General features: G+C 65.7%; 12 protein-coding genes. 9 read left to right on the plus strand and 3 right to left on the minus strand.

Features of this window, described 5'->3' with window-relative positions; genetic code table 11:
* Positions 1–16: 16 nt before the first annotated feature.
* The 4 genes from QM682_RS05355 to QM682_RS05370 all read left to right on the plus strand — a co-directional run bounded on the left by QM682_RS05355 (position 17) and on the right by QM682_RS05370 (position 3,796).
* Positions 17–748: an SDR family oxidoreductase gene (locus tag QM682_RS05355; RefSeq protein WP_415127850.1), complete on the plus strand. Its 732-nt coding sequence runs from the start codon at positions 17–19 to the stop codon at positions 746–748.
* Positions 749–760: 12 nt separating this feature from the next.
* On the plus strand, positions 761–2,407 hold the full coding sequence (locus tag QM682_RS05360; RefSeq protein WP_415127852.1) for an FGGY-family carbohydrate kinase: 1,647 nt from the start codon (positions 761–763) through the stop codon (positions 2,405–2,407).
* Entirely contained in the window at positions 2,404–3,129 is a 726-nt protein-coding gene (locus QM682_RS05365) for an SDR family oxidoreductase (RefSeq protein ID WP_415127854.1), read from the plus strand. The genes QM682_RS05360 and QM682_RS05365 overlap by 4 nt, the downstream gene beginning before the upstream one ends.
* A 466-nt stretch (positions 3,130–3,595) precedes the next feature.
* A complete protein-coding gene (locus QM682_RS05370; RefSeq protein WP_415127856.1) occupies positions 3,596–3,796 on the plus strand; it encodes a hypothetical protein in 201 nt (66 codons plus the stop codon).
* A 180-nt stretch (positions 3,797–3,976) separates the two neighbouring features.
* Here the strand turns inward: QM682_RS05370 and QM682_RS05375 are convergent, their stop codons facing one another.
* Positions 3,977–4,654, minus strand: coding sequence for an ABC transporter ATP-binding protein (locus QM682_RS05375; protein WP_415127857.1), 678 nt, complete (start codon positions 4,652–4,654; stop codon positions 3,977–3,979).
* 3 nt (positions 4,655–4,657) lie between these two features.
* The gene (locus QM682_RS05380; protein WP_415127859.1) at positions 4,658–6,124 is read right to left on the minus strand and encodes a capsule biosynthesis protein; all 1,467 of its coding nucleotides are present in this window, start codon (positions 6,122–6,124) and stop codon (positions 4,658–4,660) included.
* A 147-nt stretch (positions 6,125–6,271) separates the two neighbouring features.
* Here QM682_RS05380 and QM682_RS05385 point away from each other — a divergent pair, with 147 nt between their 5' ends.
* Positions 6,272–7,024 carry an ABC transporter permease gene (locus tag QM682_RS05385; RefSeq protein ID WP_415127861.1) on the plus strand — a complete coding sequence of 251 codons (753 nt, stop codon included), beginning with the start codon at positions 6,272–6,274 and terminating at the stop codon, positions 7,022–7,024.
* Between the two features lie 177 nt (positions 7,025–7,201).
* Here the strand turns inward: QM682_RS05385 and QM682_RS05390 are convergent, their stop codons facing one another.
* A complete protein-coding gene (locus QM682_RS05390) occupies positions 7,202–10,543 on the minus strand; it encodes a calcium-binding protein (protein ID WP_415127863.1) in 3,342 nt (1,113 codons plus the stop codon).
* A 291-nt stretch (positions 10,544–10,834) separates the two neighbouring features.
* On the opposite strand from QM682_RS05390, the gene rfbC reads away from it, so the two are divergent.
* The 4 genes from rfbC to rfbA are packed head-to-tail and all read left to right on the plus strand — an operon-like array spanning position 10,835 to position 14,170.
* Positions 10,835–11,410, plus strand: a complete 576-nt coding sequence (gene rfbC / locus QM682_RS05395; protein ID WP_415127865.1) for a dTDP-4-dehydrorhamnose 3,5-epimerase — start codon at positions 10,835–10,837, stop codon at positions 11,408–11,410.
* Complete coding sequence (gene rfbB / locus QM682_RS05400; protein ID WP_415127867.1) at positions 11,407–12,444, plus strand: dTDP-glucose 4,6-dehydratase; 1,038 nt, start codon at positions 11,407–11,409, stop codon at positions 12,442–12,444. The genes rfbC and rfbB overlap by 4 nt, the downstream gene beginning before the upstream one ends.
* Positions 12,441–13,292: a dTDP-4-dehydrorhamnose reductase gene (rfbD, locus tag QM682_RS05405; protein WP_415127869.1), complete on the plus strand. Its 852-nt coding sequence runs from the start codon at positions 12,441–12,443 to the stop codon at positions 13,290–13,292. The genes rfbB and rfbD overlap by 4 nt, the downstream gene beginning before the upstream one ends.
* On the plus strand, positions 13,289–14,170 hold the full coding sequence (rfbA, locus tag QM682_RS05410) for a glucose-1-phosphate thymidylyltransferase RfbA (RefSeq protein WP_415127871.1): 882 nt from the start codon (positions 13,289–13,291) through the stop codon (positions 14,168–14,170). Before rfbD ends, rfbA begins: the two co-directional genes overlap by 4 nt.
* Positions 14,171–14,695: the final 525 nt, after the last annotated feature.

Below are 14,695 nucleotides of genomic sequence, written 5' to 3' on the forward strand. Positions count from 1 at the left end.
AAACAGGAGACGAAACATGTCTGAATCGCTGCAAGGCAAGGTCGCGGTCATCACCGGCGCGGCCTCAGGGATCGGGCTGGCCACGACCGAGGCGCTGCTGGAACAGGGCGCGACCGTGGTGATGGTGGACTGGAACGAAAAGGCGCTGGCGGATGAAACCGCGCGCCTTGGCTCCAAGGCCATCGCGCAGGTGACGAACCTGCTGGACGCGGAAAGCTGCAATGCGATGATCCCCGAGATCCTTGCCAAGGTCGGCCATATCGACATCCTTTACTGCAACGCCGGCATCTATATCGGCGGCGATCTGACCGAGACGACCCCCGAAGCCATCGACCGCATGCTGAACCTGAACGTCAACGCGGTGATGAAGAACGTCCGCGCCGTGGTCCCCCACATGATCGAGCGCAAGACCGGCGACATCGTGGTGACCTGTTCCATCGCCGGCCATTTCCCGACCTATTGGGAGCCGGTCTATTCCGGCTCGAAATGGGCGATCACCAGCTTCGTGCAGGGCATGCGCCGGCAGATGATCCCGCATGGCGTGCGCGTCATGCAGGTCTCGCCCGGTCCGGTCGTCTCGGCGCTGCTGAACGACTGGCCCGAGGAGAACCTGCGCAAGGCCAAGGAGGCAGGCGCGCTGATGGACCCGACCGAGGTTTCGGACGCGGTGCTTTACATGCTGACGCGCAAGCGCACCGTCACCATCCGCGACATGCTGGTCCTGCCGACCGGCTTCGACCGCGTGTAAGGAGAGATCGCGATGGCCCAATACCTGATCGGCATCGACGTGGGCACCGGCTCGGCCCGCGCCGGGGTGTTCGACACCGGGGGAACGCTTCTGGCCACGGCCAAGCGCCCCGTCGAGATGCACCGCGAGGGCGGCGTGATCGCCGAGCAGTCCAGCGAACAGGTCTGGCGGGCCGTCTGCGAAAGCGTGCGCGAAAGCGTGGCCGGGGCGGGGATCGACCCCGCCCAGGTCGCGGGCATCGGCTTCGATGCCACATGCTCTCTTGTCGTCCGGGGGGCGGGCGACGAACTTCTGCCGGTGGGCGACCCGGCCCATCCCGAACGCGACATCATCGTCTGGATGGACCATCGCGCGCTGGAACAGGCCGAGCGCATCAATGCGCAAGGCCATGACGTTCTGCGCTATGTCGGCGGCCGCATCTCGCCCGAGATGGAGACGCCGAAACTGCTGTGGCTGCGCGAGAACCGCCCCGAGATCTATGCGGCGGCGGCGCATTTCTTCGATCTGACCGATTTTCTGACCTGGAAGGCCAGCGGCGCGCTTGAGCGTTCGGCCTGCACGGTCACCTGCAAATGGACGTATCTGGCGCATGAACGTCGCTGGGATGAGGGGTATTTCCGCCAGGTCGGGCTGGACGACCTGGCCGATCAGGGCTTCGCGCGCATCGGCGCGCGGGTCGTCGATCCGGGCACCTCGCTGGGCGCGGGCCTGACCCAGGCCGCGGCGGCCGAGATGGGCCTGCGCCCCGGCATCGCCGTCGCGGCGGGGCTGATCGATGCCCATGCCGGCGGCGTCGGCACGGTGGCGGCGGGCGGCGATGCCACGGCCTGTCTGGGCTATGTCTTCGGCACCTCGTCCTGCACCATGACCACGACGCGCGAACCCGCCTTCGTGCCGGGCGTCTGGGGGCCGTATTTCTCGGCCATGGTGCCGGGCATGTGGCTGAACGAGGGCGGTCAGTCCGCCGCCGGCGCGGCCATCGACCAATTGGTGCAATTGCATCCCGCCACCGCCGAGGCGGCGGCGCTGGCGCGCGCGGCCGGCAAGGCGCTGCCGCAATGGCTGGCCGACCGCGCGCTGGAACTGGCGGGCGATGCCAGCCGCGCCGTGCGTCTGGCCGACGACCTGCATGTGGTGCCCGAATTCCTGGGCAATCGCGCGCCCTTCGCCGATCCCCACGCCCGCGCCCTGGTCATGGGGCAGGGGATGGAGACCAGCGTGGACAGCCTGGTCGCGCTTTATGTCGCTGGGATCTGCGGTCTGGGCTATGGCCTGCGCCAGATCATCGAGACGCAGGCCGCCCATGGTGCCCCGGTCAGCACGATCAGCACCAGCGGCGGCGCTGGCGCGCATCCGCTGAACCACCAGCTTCTGGCCGACGCCACCGGCCTGCCCGTCGAAGTCACCGCCTGCCCCGAGCCGGTCCTGCTGGGATCGGCCATGCTGGGCGCGGTGGCGGGCGGGGTCTATCCCGACCTTGCCACGGCCATGCCCGCCATGTCGCGCGTGGCACGCAGTTGCGCCCCCGTCGCTGCCCAGCGGCCGGTTCAGGACGCGCGCTATGCGGCCTTCCGCAGCTTGCAGGATACCGGGCGGCAAATCCGCAACCAGATGTCGGACGTTCTGTCCGTCCAGAACGTAGCATGCGAGGCAAGATGAATTTCTCAGGCAAATCCGTCATCATCACCGGCGCCGGCAAGGGCATCGGCCGCGCCTGCGCCCTGGTCATGGCCGAACGCGGCGCCGAGGTGATCGCGCTCAGCCGCACCGGCTCGGATCTGGACAGCCTGCGCGGCCAGATCGGCGGGCGCTCGATCCAGGTCGATCTGGCCGATTCCGCCGCCACCCGCGCCGCGATGGCGCAGGCGGGCACGGCCGATTTCCTGATCAACAGCGCGGGCATCAACGTGCTGGAAAGCGTGCTCGACATGACCGAGGCGGGCTATGAGGCCGTGATGGGCATCAACCTGCGCGCGGCCCTGCTGACCTGCCAGGAATTCGCCCGCGCGCGCGTGGCGGCGGGCGGCGGTGGGGCGATCGTCAACATCACCTCGATCGCGGGGCATCGCGGCTTTCAGGACCATCTGTGCTATGCCGCCTCGAAGGCGGGGCTTGAGGGCGCGACCCGCGTTCTGGCCAAGGAACTGGGGCCGCATGGCATCCGCGTGAATGCGGTGGCGCCCACGATCACCCTGACCGAACTGGCCGCCGAAGCCTGGTCCGATCCAGTGAAAAGCCAGCCGATGATGATCCGCCACCCGCTGAATCGCTTCGCCGAGGCGCAGGAGGTCGCGCAAAGCATCGCGCTGCTTCTGTCCGAGGACAGCCGGATGATCTCGGGCGCGGTGCTGCCGGTCGATGGCGGTTTTCTGGCCGTCTAAGGGCGAAGCCGACCGAGATGCGCGTCCTTGCGGGCTTCAGGCGGACTGGCCGCCCGCGCTTGGGGTGACCTGCCGGCAGGATGACTTGCGGGGCATCGTCGCGGCCGCGCGCCCCGACCTTGATCGGTCTGCCGGGGATCATGTCGATGAATTCGATCCGACTGCGCCCAGGTCGCGCGGTCGGGAAAGCTCCGAGCACCTGCATGGGGCTGCTGCTCCGGGGATGGCGAATGGGTGCGGGAACCGGGGTTGCGGCGGCGAAGTCCGGGCGGCCGCGCCGTTTTTCAGTTGGCTTGGAACTGCCCATGCACGGTCAATTGCGTGTGCCCCGGCGCAGGTTGGTCAGGGTGATATGGTCCGTTATTCATTAAGGACGTGCCGTGCCTTAGTGTCCAACCCCAATCAACCTATTGAAGCTACGCCTTCCTTTTGATTTCTTTTTGGAAATATAGTTCGGAGGGACGAGATGGCGGGGGAGTTCCGGGTTTCGGGCGAGGTATGGGCGACGATCGAGCCGCTGCTGCCGGCGAACCAGCCCGCCGATGACGATCTGCAACAGGTTCAATCGCTGGAGCTGGAAGGGGCTCTGGGTGCCGTGAACATGAGATCGATTGCCGGTGGGCAAAATTCAAACATCCCAGAGCGAATGGACAGGTCGCGAGCATGAGCCGCACGATCAAGGAGGCCGCCGTGAAGCGCCCAAAGCATGACTGGCATGATCGACCGCAGGCGCATCCTGCCGATTTCACCGCCGCCTGAAGCCCTGCTCCCAGGTTTAAGCCGCCGAACGCGGCTTACGTCATGTGAAGACATCCGCAGGGCCCCCGCCTCGGGTCCCCGCCAGGTCTTAATCCCCGGCCACGTCCGGTGGGACGCGCAGGATCGACTCGTGCATGGCGATGGCTTGCTCCAGATCCTCGAACACCGTCAATTGTCCGCGATCCAGCACCGCGCCCATGTCGCACATCTGCCGGATCATCGGCATGGAATGGCTTACCACGATGGCGCCAGACCTGCTCATCCGGTCCTTGAAGACACGTTGCGACTTCATGCGGAAATCGGCATCCCCGACGCTGGTCACCTCATCCACCAGATAGGTGTCGAAATAGATCCCCATGCTGGTCCCCATCGCCAGCCGCGAGCGCATCCCCGAGGAGTAGCTGGAAAAGGGCTGGTGATAATGCGCGCCAAGCTCGGCGAAATCGGCGACATAATCGATCAGCTCATCGGTATCGACGCCATAGATCCGGGCGATGAAGCGGACATTCTGCGCCCCGGTCAATTCGCCGTGAAAGCTGCCCGCGAAACCCACAGGCCATGAGATCGAGCCGTCCGACAGCACCCGTCCCGAGGTGGGTGAGATGGTCCCCGCGATCATTCGCAGAAGCGTGGATTTCCCTGCTCCGTTCCGGCCCAGAAGCGCGACCGAGGCGCCGGTCGGAAAGACCGCGTTCAGCCGGTCGGCGACCACATGCCGCCGCCCCTTCAGACGATAGGTCTTGGTCAGGTTTTCCAGCCAGATCATGGCTTAGGCGCGATCCCGGATGCTGTAATAGATCAGCACCATGATCGACCACAGGATCAAAAGCGAACCCGCGCCGACCATCAGCAGCCAGGGCCGGTCCGGCGCGGTCGAGCTTTGCGCCACCTTCGGTTCGATATGCGCGGCCAGATAGCGCGATTTGCGCTGCGCCTCGGCCAGTGCCGTCTCATAGGCGATTCGGGCCGAGCGATAGGCGCCCTCGGCGAATTCGCGATCCACGGCCAGCTTTTCATAATCGGCCATCAGCTTGGAATAGCTCTCTCCCCCCGGACCGGCGGTGGCGCTGCCGAACTTGGCGCGCTCGTCGTCGATCAGGCGGCGCAGGGCGTCGATCTTTTGCTGTGACTGGATCACGCGGTGATCGGTCGGCTTGGCATTGTCCAGAAGCAGGTCATTGGCGACCAGTTGTTCGGCCAGCCGGGCCTGAAGGCCGCTGATCACGCCCATCTGGCTGCTTAGATCCGCCTGCGGGTCCACGATCTGCGAGCGGACGCGGAAATCGGTCATGGCCTGGCGGGTGCGGGTCAGTTCTGCGCGGGCCTTTTCCAATTCGGCATTGGCCAGGCGGATCGTGTCCTCGCGTGCGATGGCCGAAAGCTCATTGATCTTCTGCGAGCTTTCCTGAAACACCGTCTGCGCGATCTGCTGTGCGTCGGTCGGGGTGAAGGCATTCACGCGTAGCGTGATCAGACTGGTCGAGGTATCGTAAAGCACACGGACCTGGCGGGTCCAATATTCGGTCAGATCCTCGATCTGGCCTTTGGGGTCATAGGCGAAGACGAAATCATGCGGCCAGTCGCGCGAGAATTTCTGGCGCAGGTCCAGCTTTGCATCGACCTTCTCGACCATGTCCTGGCTGCGGATGAACTCGTAAAGCACATCCGTGTCGGTCGAGCCGGAACTGCCCCCGGCCAGCGCGCCAATGCCGCCCAGCAGGTCGATCGAGGGCACCGCGCCTTCGCGATGGACCGAAAAGCCCACGGTCGAGACATATTGGTCCGAGGCCCGCGCCCAGAGATACCAGGACCAGATCGCGACGGGCAGCACGACCATGACCAGGAACGAGACCAGCAGCCACCAATGCCGCCGCTTCGGCTCGGCGAGCGAGGCCGGGGGCCGCACCGCGGTCTGGGGCGGGCCGGCGCGCCCGCCTCGCGTCGCCGGGGTGTCGGGAACCGCCACCGCCCTGGGCATCGGCCGGACCGGGATCGGCTGCGGCATCGCGCGCGCGGCCGCCGTCTCGGCCCGCATCGGCTCGGCCTGGAAAGGGCGCAGGACCGGGCGGGGGGCGTCGGCGGCCGGCTGGATGCGCGGCGTGTTCTGGAAGGGCCGCGCCGGGGCGGCAGTTTCGTTCGTCACCGGCCGGACGCGGGGGCCGTCTTCGGCGCCTGGCTGGTCGGCGCGGGTCACGGGGCCGCCGGCGGGGCCGGCCTGATCGTTCGATGTGCTCACAGCCGTGGCGCTTTCGCTGGTTTACCTTTTCAGCGCAGTTGATACATATTGCAGCTCTTCAAGACCAGTCTTCGCGTTCAAATGTCCGAGATGACCCCCTTCGAGCCGATACCGCAAAACCCACGCCCCGCCAGCAAGCGATGGCGCATGCCGCGCATTCTGGTGGCGCTGGTGCTGCGCGAGATGGCGACGACCTATGGCCGCTCGGCCGGCGGTTATATCTGGGCGATTCTAGAGCCGGTGCTGGGGGTGCTGCTGCTGACGGTGGTGTTCAGCCTGGCGCTGCACAAGCCGCAACTGGGAACGAACTTCCCGCTATTTTACGCGACGGGGTTTCTGCCCTTCACCATGTTCAATTCGATGACGAACCGGGTGCAAAGCTCGATTCGCTATTCGAAGCCCCTGCTGGCCTATCCGGCGGTCACCTACATCGACGCGATCCTGGCCCGCATCATCTTGAACTCATTGACCCATATCGCGGTGATGGTGATCATTTTCGGCGGTCTTTTCGTGATCTTCCAGATCCCGTTCGTGGTCAATCTGGGTGAGATCTTCGAGGCCGTGCTGATGGTCGTGGCCATCGCGGTCGGCGTGGGGACGCTGAACTGCTACCTGATCAGCGCCTTCCCGATCTGGGAGCGCGCCTGGCAGATCATCACGCGACCGCTTTTCCTTGTCTCGGGCGTGTTCTTCCTGTTTGAATCCATGCCGATGGGCGCGCAGAACGTCCTGATTTATAACCCCGTGCTGCATTGCATCTCGCAATTGCGGCGCGGGATTTACCCGACCTATCAGGGCAGTTTCGTCTCGCCCGCCTATGTCTTTGGCCTGTCCGCGGTGCTGACGCTGTTCGGGCTTTTGTTGCTGTCACGCAACTACCGCAACTTCCTGGAACGCTAGGGCCAGACCCGTTTCATCGGGCCCCATGTGATGATGTTTCCGGGCGGCGGGTCTTTGAGCCCCTCGGGCGAGGCTGTCGCGATGACGCCGTGGTCAAGCTGCTGCCGGCAGAAGTGGGCCATCCTTATGGCCGAATGTCCTTGCCCCGGGCCGTTCCCTTGCCACAGCCTGGACCGGCTAGAGCAGGAAGTCCCCGGCCGTCCCCGCCCCATGGCGCCCCAGCGAGATTTGCAGATCGGCCGCGCCATCCCCGTCGATGTCGATGGCGACCATGCCGCCATAGGCGCCGTCCCATGACCGCATCTCGGGGCCGGTGCCGCTGAAATCGTTTGTGCCCTGAAAGGTCAGGCCCAGTCCACGCAGGTCGATGCGGTCGGCGCCATTGCCGAAATCGGCGATCTGATCGACGCCGCCGTCGAAATCCGCGCGCCGGGTAAAGACGAAAAGATCCGCCCCGGCGCCGCCGGTCATGTGATCCTGGCCCGCGCCCCCCTCAAGCGTGTCGTTCCCCTTGCCGGCGATCAGGATGTCATTGCCGAGCCCCCCCGACAGGTAGTTGTTGCCGTAAAGGTCGGTCAGGCGATCCGCGCCCGCGCCGCCCAGCAGGGTGTCCCAGCCAAGCCCGCCCGAAAGCAGGTCATTGCCATCCTCGCCGGAAAGCCAGTCGTTATCCGAATTCCCGATCAGCGTGTCATTGCCACGTCCGCCATAGATCGTGTCGCGGCCCTGCTGGCCGGCCAGATAATCGTTGCCGTCGCCGCCCGACAAGCGGTCATGGCCGAATCCGCCCAGCAGCCGATCGTCCCCGGCCTCTCCGAACAGCATGTCGTCGCCGGCCTCGCCCAGCAGATGATCGTTGCCGATACCCCCCAGCAGCGTATCATTGCCCCAGCCGCCATGCAGATAGTCATGGCCATCCTGGCCCAGCAGGTGGTCATTGCCGTTGCCTCCGTAAAGCGTGTCGCTGCCCCGGCCGCCGATCAGGCTGTCATTGCCGTTCTGGCCGTAAAGCAGGTCATTGTCCTGGTCGCCGCTGAGCTGGTCATTGCCGTTGCCGCCCTCAAGCCGGTCCGCGCCATAGCCGCCGGAAAGGGTGTCATTGTCGTTCCCGCCATACAGCGTGTCATTGCCGGCACCGCCGTAAAGGCGATCACGATCCGCGCCGCCTCGCAGGCGGTCATTGCCGATATCCCCGTAAATCGTGTCGTTGCCCGCATTCCCCCAAAGCGAATCGTTGCCCGCGCCTCCATAGATCGCGTCATTGCCGGCATTCCCGGCCAGGGAATCGTTTCCAGCCTCGCCCAGGATGCGGTCGTTGCCCGCGTCGCCCCAGATCTTATCGTTGCCATTGCCCCCGGACAGGCGATCATTGCCATACCCGCCCCAGATCGTGTCGTTGCCGTTGCCGCCATAGATCGCGTCATGGCCGAGGCCGCCCAGGATGCGGTCGGTTCCGTCCCCGCCCCAGATACTGTCATTGCCGGCGCCGCCGTCCAGCGTGTCATTCCCGGGTCCGCCCAGGATGCTGTCATTTCCGGCGCCGCCCAGCACGCTGTCCAGACCCGCGCCGGCAAAGATCTGGTCGTCATCCGCGCCGCCCCAGATCCGGTCGTTCCCGGCGCCCGCCCAGATCGTGTCCCGGCCCCCATCGCCCGTGATGCTGTCATTTCCGGCGCCGGTGTTGATTTCGTCATCGCCATTGCCGCCCCAGATCCTGTTCGAGCCCTGGAGGTCGGTGATCAGGTCGTCGCCGTCATCGCCATGGACGAAATCATTGCCCTCATCGCCATAGATCCGGTCCAGGCCCGCGCCGCCGTAAAGCGTGTCGTTGCCCATGCCGCCCATCAGGATGTCGTCGCCGTCGCCCCCCGAGATCAGGTCGTCGCCGGCCTCGCCCATCAGCCGGTCATGGCCTTCGTCGCCGGTCAGCGTGTCCTGGCCGTCGCCGCCGACGATGGTATCGCCGCCCTCGGCGCCGATCAGCATGTCGGCCCCCCCCAGGCCGTAAAGATACGAGCCGCGATCGCCCGCCACCAGCGTATCCGCCCCAACCGTCCCGATCAGGTTCGACGGCATCTGCGGCGGCTGGTAATGCGCCACGGGAAACAGGTCGTTGCCGAAGTCGCTGGATTGCAGCAGGTCGCCGTCCTTGGTGCGGACCACGATGGTGGTGTCGCCGAAGACGATCTTGATCCCGTCCCATTGCCAGCGCCATGCCAGTTGCGCAGTGCTGCGGATCATGCCCAGATTGGACAGGTCGATCCTGTCCACCCCCGGCTCATAGTCGCGGATGGTGATGGTGCCTTCGATGGCGGTCGCCACGAAGATATCGGCGCCGTCGCCGCCCTGCAACTCGACCGTTTCGGAGCCCGAGATCAGGATGTCGTCGCCCGCGCCGCCGCTGATCCGGGTCGTGCCCGTCCCGGCGCGCAGAAGATCGGCGTCGGAGGTGCCCGTCACCGCTCCGGCTTCGACCGTGCGGGTCTCGCCGATGGTGCCGGGTTCGAAGACCAGTTGCGTGATCCCGCTTTCGGTGCGCGAGGCGACGAAGACCACGATCTTGCCGTTCACCACCGTGGCCGAGATGGCCGAGGGATCGTCCAGACTGTAATCGTCGCGGTCGGCGATGGTCGTCAGAAACAGCAGCCGCCCGTTCGGCATCACCGTGAAGACCGAGATGCCGTCGTCGTGCCCGCCCGCGAAGATGAAGGCGCGCCCGTCCAGCGTCACCGTATCCATCGCGGTCACGCCGGCGAAGCGGGTGGACAATTCGTCGATGACGTGATCGATCGGCTGAAGAGAGCCGTCATAGCCCAGCCGCATCACCGTCAGCGACGAGCTTTGCGAGGCGCCGACCACCACATAGGTCACGCCCTGGACCGTGACCATGCCGATATGGCTGGGCGAGGCGATCCCGTCGCCGCGATCCGACCAGAGCACCTGGGCGCCGCCGACCGAGCCGTCGCCCTCGATCCCCTGGACCGCGACATAATTCCCCAGACTGGAGACGGTGACCATGTAATTTCGGTCGCCGACCGCGATCACCTGCATGTCGTTGACCTCGGCCCCCTGCTGGCCGGGGGTCCAGGGCAGGCTGACCGAGGCGACGCGGCTGACCGTGCCGTCACCGGCGATGCGCCAGGTGTCGAAGCCCGTCTGTCCGTTCCCCACGGTATAAAGAAAATCGCCCAGGGGCGTCTGGAAGCTGCCCATCTGGATGATGTTGTCGCCCAACCGGCCGTTGTCCATCAGGCCGACTGAAGCGCCCAGTTGCCCCTGATTGCCCAGATAGAAGCCGGCACCCGCCGCATTGGTCAGGCCGGCGCCGAACACCGCCTGCTTGTCGCCATAGGCGATCAGTCCGGCCAAGGGCTTGTCCAGATAGGACAGCCCCCCGCCATAGGCGCGCGACGAAGTCAGCGTGATCTGCTGGTCTGCGGACGCGAAGCTGTAGGCGGCGATGCCGCCGCCGAGATGGGTCACGGTATACAGCGCATAACCGGAGGAGGTCTTGGCCACCCGCAGATCCGTGATGGCGGATGCGAAGGGGATCTGATTGCCTCGGTATGTCGCGACATGACGATAGGAAATCATGGCACAGTCGTTCAGCGTTTTGCGTTGCGGTGGCGGCCGGCTTTTGCGGCCCGTCAAGACAACCCCCATCCCTCGCTTGCGTCACGTCCTATTCCCGAAGCATTTTATCTGCATTGGGTCTGGATTGGGTCTGGATTGGGGCGGTCCTGTCCTCTCGGGTTGTGCGCCATTCCAAGTTGCGCCATACCGGATGTGGGAATCTCTTTCAGGCCAGACATGCAGATCGAAAAGACCACGCTTCCCGGAGTCCTGATCCTGGTTCCCCGCCGCCACGGCGATGCGCGGGGCTTCTTCTCGGAAAGCTGGAATCGCCGGACCTTGCTGGAATCCGGGCTGGACCTGCCCGAGTTCGTTCAGGATAATCACTCTATGTCAGCGGCTTGCGGCACATTGCGCGGGCTGCATTTCCAGGCCCCGCCGCATGCCCAGGGCAAGCTGGTGCGCTGTGGGCGGGGGCGGCTTTTCGATGTCGCCGTCGATATCCGCAAGGGCAGTCCGACCTATGGGGGATGGTTCGGCACCGAACTTTCCTTTCAGAACGGGCGCCAGCTTTGGATTCCGCCGGGTTTCCTGCACGGTTTTCTGACCCGCGCCGACGACACGGAAATTTGCTACAAATGCACCGATCATTATGCCCCGGAATGCGACGGCAGCGTCGCCTGGGACAGCGTCGGCATCGATTGGGGCGTCCAGGGCGCGCCGCTTTTGTCGGCCAAGGATGCCGGGGCGACCAGATTCGCCGATTTTGAAAGCCCTTTCATTTACCAAGCCGCGGATGAGGCCGAAGCATGAAGATTCTGGTTACCGGCGGCGCCGGGTTTATCGGCTCGGCCGTGGTGCGGCTGGCGGTCGGGCGCGGGCATCAGGTGGTGAACCTGGACGCGCTGACCTATGCCGCGAACCTGGAAAACGTGGCCTCGGTCGCGGATAGCCCGCTTTACGCCTTCGAACAGGCCGATCTGCGCGACCGCGCCAGCCTGGACCGGGTGCTGGCCGATCACAGGCCCGACGCGATCATGCATCTGGCGGCGGAAAGCCATGTTGACCGCTCGATCGACGGGCCGGGCGCCTTTGTCGAAACCAACGTGACGGGCACCTACAATCTGCTGGAAGCCGCGCGCGCCCATTGGATCGCGCAGGGCCGCCCCCAGGGGTTCCGCTTTCACCATATCTCGACCGACGAGGTTTTCGGCAGCCTGGGCGAGACGGGCCAGTTCACCGAGGAAACGCCCTATGACCCGCGCAGCCCTTATTCCGCCAGCAAGGCGGCTTCGGACCATCTGGTGCGCGCCTGGCACGAGACCTATGGCCTGCCCGTCGTTCTGACCAATTGCTCGAATAATTACGGGCCGTTCCATTTCCCCGAAAAGCTGGTGCCGGTGGTGATCCTGAACGCGCTGCACGGCCGTCCGATCCCGGTCTATGGCGATGGCGGCAATGTCCGCGACTGGCTTTATGTCGAGGATCACGCCGACGCGCTGCTTCTGGTGTTGGAAAAGGGCGAGCTGGGCCGCAGCTACAACATCGGCGGCGAGAACGAGGCGAGGAATATCGACCTGGTGCGCACGATCTGCGCGCATATGGACCGGCTGCGGCCTGAAAACGCGCCGCATGACCGGCTGATCACCTTCGTCACCGACCGGCCCGGCCATGATCGGCGTTATGCCATCGACCCGACCCGCATCCGCGACGAATTGGGCTGGCGCCCCTCGGTCACGGTCGAAGAGGGGCTGAAGCGCACGGTCGAGTGGTATCTGGACAATCGCGACTGGTGGCAGCCGCTGCTGGACCGCAAGGGGGTCGGTGAAAGGCTCGGCAAGGCATGACCGGGCTTCTGGTCTTTGGCCGGACCGGGCAGGTCGCGCGCGAACTGGCGCGGCTGGCGCCCGAGGCGCGTTTCCTGGGCCGCGACAGCGCCGATCTTTCGGATCCGGCGGCCTGCGCGCGCGTGCTGACCGCGGCGCGTCCGGCGGCGGTGATCAACGCCGCCGCCCATACCGCCGTCGACCGCGCCGAATCCGAACCCGACCTGGCCCATGCCGTCAACGCCGCCGCCCCCGCCGCCATGGCGCGTGCCGCCGCGAGCTTGGGCGTGCCCTTCCTGCACATCTCGACCGATTACGTTTTCGACGGCTCGGGCGACGCGCCTTGGCGCGAAGGCGATCCGACAGGCCCGCTGGGGGTCTACGGCGCCTCGAAGCTTGCGGGTGAGCGGGGGATCGCGGCGGCGGGGGGACAATGGGCGGTCCTGCGCACCTCCTGGGTGTTCTCGGCCCATGGCGCGAATTTCGTCAAGACCATGCTGCGCCTGGGCGCCGAACGCGAGGAACTGGGCGTGGTCGCCGACCAGCATGGCGGCCCGACGCCTGCGCGCGACATCGCGGGCGCCTGCCTTGCCATGATCGCCGCCATGCGCAGCGATCCGACCCAGGGCGGGATCTATCATTTCGCGGGCGCGCCCGACTGCACCTGGGCCGATTTCGCCCGCGCGATCATGGCGCAGGCGGGGCTGGCCTGCCGGGTGCGCGGCATCGCGACCAGCGACTATCCGACCCCGGCCCGCAGGCCGGGCAATTCGCGCCTGGATTGCGGCGCGATCCAAAGGGATTTCGGCATCGCGCGCCCCGACTGGCGCGCCGGACTGGCACAGGTCATCACGGAGCTTCAGCCATGACCAATTCAAGCGGGCGCAAGGGCATCATTCTGGCGGGGGGCTCGGGGACGCGGCTTTACCCGATCACCATGGGCGTGTCGAAGCAGCTTCTGCCGATCTATGACAAGCCGATGATCTATTATCCGATCTCGGTCCTGATGTTCGCCGGCATCCGCCAGATCGCGATCATCACCACGCCCGAGGATCAGACCCAGTTCCAGCGCCTGCTGGGCGATGGCAGGCAATGGGGGCTGGAGTTCACCTATATCGTGCAGCCCTCGCCCGACGGGCTTGCGCAAGCCTATATCCTGGCCGAGGATTTCCTGGCCGGCGCGCCCTCGGCCATGGTGCTGGGCGACAACATCTTTTTCGGACATGGGCTGCCCTTGCTTTTGGCGGCGGCGGACAGGAGGATCCAGGGCGGCACCGTCTTCGGCTATCGCGTCGCCGATCCCGAGCGTTACGGCGTCGTCGCCTTCGACGTGCAGGGCAATGTCAGCCAGATCATCGAGAAGCCGCAGCAGCCGCCTTCGGATTACGCGGTGACGGGGCTTTACTTCCTGGACGGCACCGCGCCGGCGCGCGCGCGCGAGGTCCAGCCCTCGGCCCGAGGCGAGATCGAGATCACCACGCTTCTGGAGAGCTACCTGCACGACGGCAGCCTGACCGTCGAGAAGATGGGCAGGGGCTTCGCCTGGCTGGATACCGGCACCCATGCAAGTCTGCTGGATGCCGGAAATTTCGTGCGCACGCTGGAACAGCGCCAGGGCCTGCAAACCGGCTGCCCCGAGGAGATCGCCTTCGATCAGGGCTGGATCGACGCCGAACAGCTGCGCGCAAGGGCCGAGAAATTCGCCAAGAACGACTACGGCAAATATCTGTTGCGGCTGCTTGGCTAAAGGCGCCGGATTGTCAGGGCAGCTTGCCGGGACCGCATCGGCCGTCGTGATCCGCAGGTTCTGCCGCCGGTTCGTCGTTGGTCGACCTCGCCCGTGCAGGGGTATGGATCGCATAATGAGGACGCCATCTAGACGTTGTTAGCGCCGGTCCGGCATCGGACGGCAGCGCAAGAGATTAACCAACGCATCGGTGAGGGCCTGGATCCCGGCGGTCATCCCGTGCCTGGCCCGGCCAATGGCGCGCACCCAAGTCGAGGCCGTGGGATGCGCCATGCGCGAATGGGCCGACTGATGCAACAACCGCCCTCTGCTTGAACCGATTGGGCGCACTTCGTCGGCCCATGCCGAACTCCATGCGGCTATGGAAGGAACCCATTCGCATGCGCCGGCTGTCGTTTGCCTTCAAGCATTTGGCGTGGCTGCGAAGGCCGCTCATATCCATTCAGCCCGTGCCCGCGCTGTCTCGTTCTTGAAGCGCGGCCCGCCATCGCAGGCGGACCCTGGCGCGACGTGCCGCTGGTCGAT

Source organism: Paracoccus sp. (in: a-proteobacteria), from assembly GCF_047605025.1.
Classification (GTDB): domain Bacteria; phylum Pseudomonadota; class Alphaproteobacteria; order Rhodobacterales; family Rhodobacteraceae; genus Paracoccus.